This is a genomic window from Coleofasciculus sp. (assembly GCF_046539235.1).
Classification (GTDB): domain Bacteria; phylum Cyanobacteriota; class Cyanobacteriia; order Cyanobacteriales; family Coleofasciculaceae; genus Coleofasciculus.
Window position 1 is genome coordinate 1 of record NZ_JBKHHI010000218.1, and the last position, 11,038, is coordinate 11,038.

General features: G+C 44.1%; 8 protein-coding genes. 6 read left to right on the forward strand and 2 right to left on the reverse strand.

Features of this window, described 5'->3' with window-relative positions; genetic code table 11:
• Positions 1 to 132: 132 nt before the first annotated feature.
• Positions 133 to 660: a DUF3122 domain-containing protein gene (locus ACLFWI_RS18375; RefSeq protein WP_446414115.1), complete on the reverse strand. Its 528-nt coding sequence runs from the start codon at positions 658 to 660 to the stop codon at positions 133 to 135.
• A gap of 229 nt (positions 661 to 889) precedes the next feature.
• Between ACLFWI_RS18375 and ACLFWI_RS18380 the strand changes: the two genes are divergently transcribed.
• The 5 genes from ACLFWI_RS18380 to ACLFWI_RS18400 all read left to right on the forward strand — a co-directional run bounded on the left by ACLFWI_RS18380 (position 890) and on the right by ACLFWI_RS18400 (position 7,871).
• Positions 890 to 1,225, forward strand: a complete 336-nt coding sequence (locus ACLFWI_RS18380) for a cupin domain-containing protein (RefSeq protein ID WP_446414116.1) — start codon at positions 890 to 892, stop codon at positions 1,223 to 1,225.
• Positions 1,226 to 1,649: 424 nt separating this feature from the next.
• On the forward strand, positions 1,650 to 4,043 hold the full coding sequence (locus tag ACLFWI_RS18385; protein WP_446414117.1) for a PAS domain S-box protein: 2,394 nt from the start codon (positions 1,650 to 1,652) through the stop codon (positions 4,041 to 4,043).
• Positions 4,044 to 4,133: 90 nt separating this feature from the next.
• A complete protein-coding gene (locus ACLFWI_RS18390; RefSeq protein ID WP_446410707.1) occupies positions 4,134 to 6,011 on the forward strand; it encodes a sensor histidine kinase in 1,878 nt (625 codons plus the stop codon).
• A gap of 181 nt (positions 6,012 to 6,192) precedes the next feature.
• Positions 6,193 to 6,633 (forward strand): response regulator, encoded by a 441-nt coding sequence (locus tag ACLFWI_RS18395; RefSeq protein WP_446410706.1) that lies wholly within the window; start codon positions 6,193 to 6,195, stop codon positions 6,631 to 6,633.
• Positions 6,634 to 6,638: 5 nt separating this feature from the next.
• Complete coding sequence (locus ACLFWI_RS18400) at positions 6,639 to 7,871, forward strand: ATP-binding protein (RefSeq protein ID WP_446414118.1); 1,233 nt, start codon at positions 6,639 to 6,641, stop codon at positions 7,869 to 7,871.
• 352 nt (positions 7,872 to 8,223) lie between these two features.
• Here the strand turns inward: ACLFWI_RS18400 and ACLFWI_RS18405 are convergent, their stop codons facing one another.
• A complete protein-coding gene (locus ACLFWI_RS18405; RefSeq protein WP_446414119.1) occupies positions 8,224 to 9,015 on the reverse strand; it encodes a YdcF family protein in 792 nt (263 codons plus the stop codon).
• A 455-nt stretch (positions 9,016 to 9,470) separates the two neighbouring features.
• Between ACLFWI_RS18405 and iscB the strand changes: the two genes are divergently transcribed.
• Positions 9,471 to 10,811, forward strand: coding sequence for an RNA-guided endonuclease IscB (gene iscB, locus ACLFWI_RS18410; protein ID WP_446414120.1), 1,341 nt, complete (start codon positions 9,471 to 9,473; stop codon positions 10,809 to 10,811).
• Positions 10,812 to 11,038: the final 227 nt, after the last annotated feature.

Here is an 11,038-nt window from a genome sequence, read left to right on the forward strand (position 1 = left end):
GGGATGGCGTTCATACGATGACTAGAAAATAGGGGACAGACACAAATTTGGATTCCCTGAGGTTAATCTATTACAGAAGGGAAGCGAGTTCTTCACCGTTCACGTTAATTGTGTCCACCTAATTATCACTAATCAACCCTCGATTTCTGTGATCAATAATTGCCACTCGATAACTAGAGATTTGGGAATAGTTAAGGAGAGGGATTGTCCATGATTGAGGGATATGGAAAGGATCAGAGATTCATCAGCTTGTAATTTGGCAAAAACATCGGTAACATCATACTGACCCACATTAGGCGCAGGCGCGACTTGGGCAAATACATCAGGGGCGGTGAGCAGTTTACCGCCTGCTGTGGCAATTTCCAGGAATTGGGGATGGGTAAACTCAGCCATACCCGGAAAGCCGACTAACCGCAGATTCAGGCGCGTTGACTGACCTGGTATGATTTTTTTGAACAGAACTACCTGCCAAGTTCGTCCTGATTCATCTTTCAACGACTCCTGGGAGTGATAGCGCATGATTCCCGGCGCGTCTTGGTGTTGTCGCAGTACAGCAACGGCTGGCGGAGTCAGGAAGGTGGCTTGGAATAGGAGTAATACCAGGAGGAATCTACCAAGTGTTAGAAGCCAAGAAAAGCATCGCTGAATAGGATTAACCATAAGTACTCGATATCAAGCTAATTCAAAGATGTTTACATATTTCCCCAGAAGGCTTCGCCCATTCGTTACCCCCGCCAGAAACAACTATCAATAATACCAGCGATAGATGTGTCGGGGCGACCCGCCCACCTAAATTAACAACTCAAATCCATTCAATTTTATCGGGTCGCCCTTTATTCTCGTTAACATGGGATATCTTATTTAAATTGTGCCATAGGAGAAATTCATCATGACCAGTCAAATTCCCAGCCAATCATCGTTTTCATTGCAACTGCGCGATCGCATCGAGTATCCTGAAGGGGGTGTACTGACTAAAGTTATTCATAAAGATGACCAGTGTGACCACACGTTGTTCTGTCTTGCTGCTGACACGAGTATTTCTGAACATACGTCACCTCGTAACGCTACGATTAATGTGATTGAAGGAAAGGGTGTCTTTACTGTGGAGGGTAAGGAGATTCAATTAGAACCGGGCGTTTTTATTTCAATGGAGGCGAATGCGCCCCATGCTTTAAAGGCGGAACAAAATCTGGCGTTTCTGTTAACGCTATGGAAAAATGACTGAGGTTGAAAATCCGAGGAGAAGTCAAGAGCCAGAATCAGCCTTGAACAAAGCTGCGTTACGCTTCACTCTCCTCACGATGGCGGCGTTACACAGCTAAAATTGTGGAATAGATTTTACCATTGAATCGGGCGCAAAGCTTTGCGCCCCTACAGTTTCTGGACGTAAGGTTAATTCATCAAATTGTTCATTGGATTTAAACCCAAGGCGGGAAGACAGCGATAGGTGCAAGATGTGAGGGGCGGGTTTAGTTGCATCTGGGTGAGGGAAGAAACGATAATAGTCAAACCCGCCCCTACAGATTAAAATGGCACGTCTCTACATGTCCCCAATCCCCAATTAACCCAAATATGATACATCCCCTAGGCGAAACGGGAATACTTTACTATAGCCGTCACGCTAATCCCGCTTTTGCCAAAGGATGTTCATGAGTCAACCATTACCCACCCCCGAATCCCTTCCGCTTAACGCCCTCAAGGAACAACGCGAGTTAACCGCAGCGATGTTGGATTTAATCGGTGCGTTAATTGTTATCCTCGATGCTCAAGGACGAATTGTTTATTTCAATCACGCCTGTGAACAGTTAACGGGTTATTTGCGCCAGGAAGTTCAAGGTAAATATGCTTGGGATTTATTAATCCTACCCGAAGACTTAGCCTCAATTAAAGCGGTTTTTGATAACTTAATCCCCGATAATTTCCCCCAACCCTGTGAAAGCTGCTGGGTGACACGGGATGGAGACTGGCGCTGGATTGCGTGGATGGATACGGTTTGTTTGAATGAACAGGGGACTGTTGAGTATGTAATTGCTACAGGTCAGGATATCACAGAGCGTAAACAGGCAGAAAAGGCGCTGCGAGAATTGGCGACGTTGAATCAAGCGATTTTAGATAGTGCCAATTATACGATTATCTCTACTACTGTTGATGGTACAATTTCTACCTTTAATCGAGCCGCTGAGAAATGGCTCGGTTATTCGGCGTCAGACGTTGTCGGTAAAACCACACCCGCTCTATTTCATGACCCTGAAGAAATTGTAGAGCGATCGCGCGAACTTTGCCAAGAACTTAATACTCCGATTCAACCTGGATTTGAGACATTTGTCGCCAAGGCTTGTCGGGGAGAAATTGATGAGCGAGAATGGACTTATATTCGCCACGATGGGAGTCGCTTTCCAGTTTTACTCTCGATTACCGCTTTACAGAACTCCGATAACCAAATTGTCGGCTTTTTAGGGATTGGTAGTGATATTAGTATCCGGAAACAAGCCGAACAATCCTTGCGCGACAGTCAGCACTTTAGTCAACGCATCGCCGATACAGTCCCCAATATCTTGTACCTCTATGATGTGATCGAACAACGCAATGTTTATGCCAATCGTTCTACGGTTGAACTGTTAGGGTATACACCCCAAGATATTCAAGATATCGGTACAGATTTTATGTCTCATCTGGTACATCCAGAGGATATTCCTGACATTCTAGAACATCAAAAGCACTTGACGACGCTTACCCAAGATGATCATCTCATGCTTGAGTATCGGATGAAACATGCTAATGGAGAATGGCGCTGGCTGCGGAGTCGAGAGACGGTTTTTTCTCGAACCCTTGCAGGATTACCAAAACTGGTTCTCGGTATCGCTGAAGATATTACCGACTATAAACAGGTTGAGGATGTCCTGCGTCAAACCAATGAAGACTTAGAAAGGCGGGTAAAACAGCGAACGGCTGAGTTAGAAAATGCCCATAAACAATTGCGATTTCATGTCGAAAATTCACCCCTGGGAGTGATAGAGTGGGATAGTCAGTTTCGAGTTCAGCTTTGGTCAAAACAAGCCGAGCTTATGTTTGGCTGGAAGGCGGAGGAGATTCTGGGCAAACGGTTGAATGATTGGCAGTTTGTTTATCCAGATGACCTGGAATTTGTCCATCAAAAAGCCTTACAACTGTTGAATCCAGAATCGCTACCTGAGATTGTTGAGAACCGTAATCTAAATAAGGATGGCAACATGTTATATTGCCAGTGGTATAACTCGGTTTTGTTTGATGAATCAAACGCTGTCGTTTCTATTCTGTCTCTGGTGCAGGATCAGACAGAACGTAAGCACGGTGAGGAACAACTCCAGCAACTGAATCAACAGCTTCAGCTTTCTAACCAAGAATTAGAACAATTTGCCTATGTCGCCTCCCACGATTTGCGAGAACCCTTACGGAAAATTAGGAGTTATAGTGATTTATTGGTGAAGCGCTATCAGGGTCAGTTAGATGAGCGGGCAGATAAATATATCAGCTATATTACTGATAGTGTTATCCGAATGCAGGCGTTAATTACGGATTTATTGACCTATTCACGAGTCAGCCGCAATGAACTGGTTTTAGAACCAACTGATTTAGGTCAAATTCTACAGCAGACTTTAACGGATTTAAGTCCGATGATTGAAGAAAATCAGGCAATTATAAATGCCCCACCCCTTCCCATTGTACAAGCCAATCCCTTACAAATTGGGCAAGTCTTGCAGAATTTAATTGCTAACGCGATTAAATTTCGCCGCGAACAGCCGCCACAAATTAATATTAATGCTGACTATCAGGATAATTTTTGGCAGATTTCCATCAAAGATAATGGAATTGGCATTGATCCGAACTATAAGGAGCGCATTTTCGCCATTTTTCAACGTTTACATTACCGAGAAGAGTATCCAGGGACAGGGATTGGGTTAGCTATTTGTCAAAAAATAGTGGAACGTCACGGTGGAAAAATTTGGGTCGAGTCTGAATTAGGTCAGGGAAGTACATTTTACTTTACTCTACCTGTTGTGTAGGGGAGATGAGGGAGATGAGGGAAATGGGGAAGATGGGGGAGAAAACGAAGGACAAATGACGAATAACAAATGACAAATGACAAATGACAAATGACCATTATGTATATTCCTCACGGACATTGCTATCTCTGGCAAACGAATTTAGTTGGATTGCATGTTATTGCTGATGGTTTAATTACCTTAGCCTACTATTCTATTCCGATTACGCTGCTGTACTTTATTCACAAGCGCCAAGATGTACCCTTTAAAGGAGTATTCTGGTTATTTAGCGCTTTTATTATTAGCTGTGGTACGACTCATTTAATGGGAATTGTGACCCTTTGGTATCCTATCTATTGGATATCGGGATTTATTAAAGCCATAACCGCCCTTATTTCTATCTACACAGCTTGGGTAATCATACCGATGCTCCCGCAAGCCTTAACCTTACCCAGTCCCGCCAAAATGAAGCATATGAACGATGAATTAGCTGCTCAAATTATTCAGCGAGAGAAGATAGAAACATCATTGCGAGAAACTGAAGAGCGATTTATTTTAGCGGTTCGGGGGTCAGGCGATGGATTATGGGATTGGAATGTTTTGACGCAGGAGGTTTATTACTCACCCCGATTTAAACAGATTTTAGGCTATGACGAACAAGAGGTCAAAAATGATTATAATTTCTGGGAATCCCGAGTCCACCCAGACGATCGCGATCGCGTCTTGGCGGCGATGCAAAATCACTTAGAGAATCACGTTCCTTATGCCATAGAATATCGCATAAGGAAAAAATCTGGGGACTATTGCTGGATTTCTTCGAGGGCGCAAGCAATTTGGGATGAAACAGGGAAACCGACGCGAATGGCGGGTTCAATTAGTGATATCACGGATCGCAAACGCGCCGAAGAAGCCTTACAGCAAAGTGAAGCGAAATATCGGGCGTTAATTGATACCACCCAGACTGGTTATGTGGTACTGGATCAACAGGGTAGAGTGCTGGATGCGAATCAGGAATATAGTCGCGTCACGGGACATAGTAGCCTATCAGATATTCTGGGTAAAAGCGTTCTAGATTGGATAGCGCCTTATGATTTAGAACGGAATGCGGCGGAAATACAAAAGGTGTTAGTGGAACGATCCGTGCAAAATTTAGAGACTGATTATTGTCATGCCAATGGTACAATTATTCCGATTGAAGTTAATGCCAGAGTTATCGACACAGAGGACGGTTTTCGGATATTAGCCTTATGTCGAGATATTACCGAACGCAAACAAGCCAGACAAGAACTCAAAGCCGCGATCGCAGATTTATCCCGTTCTAATCAAGAGTTAGAACAGTTTGCTTATGTCGCCTCCCATGATTTACGAGAACCCCTGCGAAAAATTAGGAGTTACAGTGATTTGTTGGTGAAACGCTACCAGGGTCAACTTGACAAACGCGCTGATAAATATATCGCCTATATTACCGACGCGACACAGAGAATGCAAACCCTAATTAGTGACTTGTTAACCTATTCACGGGTGAGTAAACCGGAACTGATTCCAGAACCCACGGATTTGGGACGAATTCTCAATACAACCCTAACGGATTTAAATTCTCTGATTAAAGAAAATAAGGCGATGATTACCGCCGACTCCTTACCAACAGTGAACGCCAATCCCACACAAATGGCGCAACTGCTGCAAAACCTGATTACCAATGGGATTAAATTCTGTACCCAACAGTCGCCTCGCATCCATATCACCGCGACACGAGAGGGTCAATTTTGGCAGATTGCGGTTCAGGATAATGGTATCGGAATAGAGAAACAGTATCGCGATCGCATCTTTGTCATTTTCCAGCGCCTACATTACCCGGAAGAGTATCCAGGGACAGGGATTGGACTCGCCATCTGCAAAAAAATAGTCGAACGTCACGGCGGACAAATCTGGGTAGAATCAGAGTTAGGACAAGGTAGCACCTTTTACTTTACACTACCCGCCCTGTAGGGGAGATGGGGGAGATGATTCCCAATGAACCATGAACAATCAACAATGAACCATGAACAATGAACCATGAACAATCAACATAAGACAAACAACGTTAGTTTTCCCAAGATTTGGGGAATTATGTCATAAATGGGAATAGTGCGAGAATTACACACAAACACCGTATGTCATGACCTGCTTAATGAACCCAGCAACTAAAGCGATTGAAATTCTCCTAGTTGAAGATGATCCGGGGGACATTGATTTAATTGAAGAAGCCTTAGAAGATGTCAAATTACAGATTAATCTCAATAGTGTCAGGGATGGAGTTGAGGCGCTGGCTTACTTACGACAAGAAGGGAAGTACAATCAAGCTATCTCGCCCGACTTAATTTTACTGGATCTCAACTTACCTCGTCGAGATGGGCGTGAGGTACTCCAGGATATTAAAGGTGACAACTACTTTAAACGCATCCCTGTGGTGGTTTTAACCACGTCTGACGCTGAGGAGGATATTCTTAAGTCCTATAACTTGGGTGCTAACTGCTATGTATCAAAACCTCTGGGTATGCAGGATTTTATCAAAATTGTCGAATCCATAGAAAACTTCTGGTTTACCGTTGTCAAACTTCCACCCAAATAATTACCATGTACACCTCTCCTATCCGAGTCTTACTCATTGAAGATGACCTCGGTGATGCTGATTTAATTATTGAGTTCCTCGAATTGGTAAAATCAACCCAGTTTCAAATTACTCACCATCGCTGTTTGCAAGAGGTACTACAGCCGAGGGATCAAGATGCTTATGATGTCATCTTACTGGATTTGTCATTACCAGACAGTTTCGGCTTAGAAACCGTTGAGCAGGTGTACAATCAGTTTGCTACGATTCCCATTGTTATTCTCAGTGGATTAGAGGATGAATCACTCGCCACAATTGCCGTCAAAAAAGGAGCGCAAGATTATTTAGTTAAGGGAGATTTTGACAGTAATTTATTAGTGCGTTCTATTCGCTATGCCATTGAGCGCTCTAAAATAATTCAATTACTCAATCAAAAAGAGAAACAATTACAACAGGCAAATGAACAACTCGAACATCGCGTCGCTGAACGGACAAGCGAACTCCAACACGCCAATGATCAATTACGAACCTTAGAATCTCAGTTGCGTCTAGCACTGGCTCAAGAACAAGAACTCAGCCATTTCAAATCCCGGATTATATCTACCGTTTCCCATGAATACCGCACGCCTTTGACAACAATTAACTCATCTGCCGAAATTCTGGAACGGTATCTCCACAAATTAGATGCAGAGAAACAGCGTAAACATTTCCAGCGGATTCAGATATCCGTTAAACATCTAACCGCTTTAGTGGAAGATGTGCTGTTTATTAACAAGGCAGAACTTGAAAAAGTCGAGTTTAACCCAGAACCGATCTACTTAGTTCGCTTTTTTGAGGAAATCGTTGAAGGATTACAAATTACTGTAGATGAGAAACATCAGTTATTTTTTACGCATCACGGGAGTTGTGAATGCGCTAATTTAGACCCTAAATTACTGCGACAAATGATTACTAATTTGCTCTCCAATGCGATTAAGTATTCACCGCAGGGGGGTAAAATTACGCTGACTTTGAGCTGTGAAGAAAACCAGGTTGTGTTTCAGGTGCAGGATAAAGGAATTGGCATTCCCCAAGCCGATCAAGCGAAATTATTTGAATCCTTTAGTCGTGCCGGGAATGTGGGAACGATTGCCGGAACCGGGTTAGGATTATCAATTGTTAAAAAATGTGTTGATTTACATGGGGGTGAGATAACAGTAAAAAGTGAGGTTGGTTTTGGTACAACGTTTACAGTGACGTTACCTTTAATTAATAAATAAATAATAAGTCATATTGTAGGGGCGGGTTTAGGCACTCAGGTAAGCTTCTCACCGATAAGCTATAGTAGCGAGCAAGATGCAAAGCCTGCGGCATGGCTTCGCTAAACGCACTACAAATATTTCGCTATTATAATCTTCCTCCTTCTCTTCTGCATTCTGCCCTCCGCCCCTCTAAGTAGGTTGGTGGAAATAAACTCAACCATATTAAGTTATGTTAACAAGCCTCAAACCCTTACAAATGACGAATGACCAATGACGAATGACGTAGCTTGCTTCTCGCGAAAGCGAGTTCCCCACCGTTAACTTTAATTGTCCCCACCTACTTACTCTCTGCCTTCTTGAATCCTTTGACCTATAGCCATCCTCGTAGCCAATAAACGGCTGTACCAATATATTCCTTAATCGCCCGGGTCGTCATATCTAAATTTTGAGTATCTGGCACACCATTCAATAAAATAGCCCCTAGACTACTATTCGGTTCATTCAGTTCTTGTTGAGTGACCAAAAAATCAGTCGGTGCTGGAATCACATCAATCCCCTGACGCAGAAAAATCCGTAGGGCGCGAGGCATATGCATGGCAGAGGTAACTAATAATACCTTTTTTATCCCTTCCTGCTGTAAGATTTGCCGCACATTGACGGCATTTTGGTAGGTGTTCAGAGACGCCGGATCTTGTAAAATTGCTGAGGGAGGAACGCCAATCATTTCTAAGATTGCAGCCATATCTGCTGATTCTGGAGAACCCCCACCCCGCCACTCAATCCGCCCCCCAGAGGCAATAATCACAGGGGCTTTCCCTTGCTGATAAAGCTGCGCCCCATATAAAACGCGATCGCCTGCTTCATTTAAATCCGGTGCAGGGCGCGGCGGAAAAGCGGATCGCGTCGCCCCACCCAAAATCACGATCGCCTCCGCTTGGGGTAACTCTGTGGGTGGAATATGCTGCCACTCTAGGGATTGAACCATGCTATTGGCAACCCAACCGTTACTGGCGACTAACAAGATGATCAATCCTAAGGCGATAGGGATAGGAACCAAGCGGGGGCGTTTCCAGGACAAGACTAACGCCACAACCATGAGTACGCAAGCAAGTCCTAATGGATACACAAATAAGGGGAGTAACTTGGAGAGAAATAAAAACATAGGACAATTAAATATAGAATTCTGATTGTATCCAGCCTTATGGTAAGGTTAAAGATGTACTAATAGACCCCTCTACTGTATAAAGCGCTACACAGTCCTCCTCGTCAACAACCCAGCGCTGACCGATAAAAGCGGTACAGCGTGGGCTATATAAGGATTCTTAAGCCCTGTTGTTGGACCTTAGTAGTTCGTTAATAGTAAGAGCTACTCCGTTTATCGAGAATATATAGGCATCGTGGGGTGCAGGATTGACCCTTCGACTTCGCTCAGGGTCAACACCGAGCGAAGTCGAGGTGTTGACTATCCGTTTCCTAGCTCCACGCTCTGCGGTTTTTCATTAAACATTCCTGTTGGGTAGGGAAAGTATGGAAACATCAAAACCTCGCGTGAACATTGGCGAAGGAAACCACACCCTGAGCGAAGTCGAAGGGTGAAAACCTCGACTCTAGGTAAAAATGAAAGTCTACGTTATCAACAGACACGGGCGTCCCTTGATGCCCACAACTCCCAGAAAAGCAAGACTCTTGCTCAAAAGCGGTAAAGCCAAGATTGTTGGACGTGACCCATTCACTATCCAGCTAGTCTACGGTTCGAGTGGTTACACTCAGCCTGTAAAGTTGGGTATTGATGCAGGGTACGAGAACATTGGATTCAGTGCCGTCAATGAGAAAGAGGAGGTAATAGGTGGCGAACTTAAAATGCTCAAGGGAATGTCTGAAAGGATTACCGAAAAGCGGAAGTATCGTCGTACTCGTCGAAATCGACTTAGATACCGAAAGCCGAGCTTTTCCAACCGAAGAGTCAATAAAGGATGGTTAGCACCCAGTATCCAGCACAAACTAGATACTCATCACCGCCTTATTGATAAAATCCGCCGTATTCTTCCAGTCATTGCTGTGACTATCGAAGTAGCAGCTTATGATATCCAGAAAATTAACAATCCCACTATTGAGGCAGAGCAATACCAGTACGGAGAAAAATACGGTTTCGACAACCTGCGGGAATATATCCTGCACCGGGATAGACACAAGTGCCAGAATCCAAACTGTAAGAACAAAGCAGATAGTCCTATACTGCAAGTTCATCATTTAGGCTTCTGGAAGAATCCCCCTGACCGCACAGACAGACCAGCTAATCTGGTAACTCTGTGTACTAAGTGTCATACCTCAAAGAACCATCAGAAGAAAGGGTTCCTGTTCGGATGGGAGCCAAAGCTCAAGTCGTTTAAGGGTGAAACCTTTATGACAATGGTGAGGTGGCGCTTAACACAAGAAGGTCAACACAACTCAACTTTCGGCTATATCACCAAGGGTAAGCGCCGGGAACTAGAAATAGAAAAATCCCACCACAATGATGCTTTTGTCATTGCTGGCGGTAGAACTCAATCTCGCGTAACTAGACCTTTGATGCTCGAACAGATCCGTCGTAACAAGCGGTCGCTAGAGCAATTCTACGATGCCAAGTATCGTGACCTCAGAGATGGAAAAATCCGCTCGGGTTCAGAACTCTCTTCTGGTCGTAGGACAAGGAACATCAATCTTAACGGCGAGAACTTGAGGCAGCACCGCGCTCACGAGGTAAGTGCTGGACGCCGCTCTATTAAGAAGAAGCGATATCCCTATAAACAACACGACTTAGTTCTGTTTGAAGGAACTATCTACAAAGTGATTGGGATGCAGAATCTAGGCGCTGGTGTAAAACTCAAAAACTACCCTGGAGTGAAAAACAAAGTAGTTAAACCTTCTGCTGTAAAGCCTATTCGGAAAAGAGGAGGAATGTGTGAAGTTGTTCAGTAATTTGGATAATTTGAGGACTCAAAGTCCTCAAATTATCCAACCTATCCATCCCAGCGCCGCCTTCCAGGACGGCTTGGGGCTTCCGGTGTTTTTGCTAACCCAACTGACTGGTCTGTATCCAAAAGCGTTAGCATAACGTGAGTTGGGGATCACCAACCTCAACAACAATGCCACAATAAAAGTAACCTAAACTCATTCTGAAGTAGAATGCTTCGCCCCGGCGACGC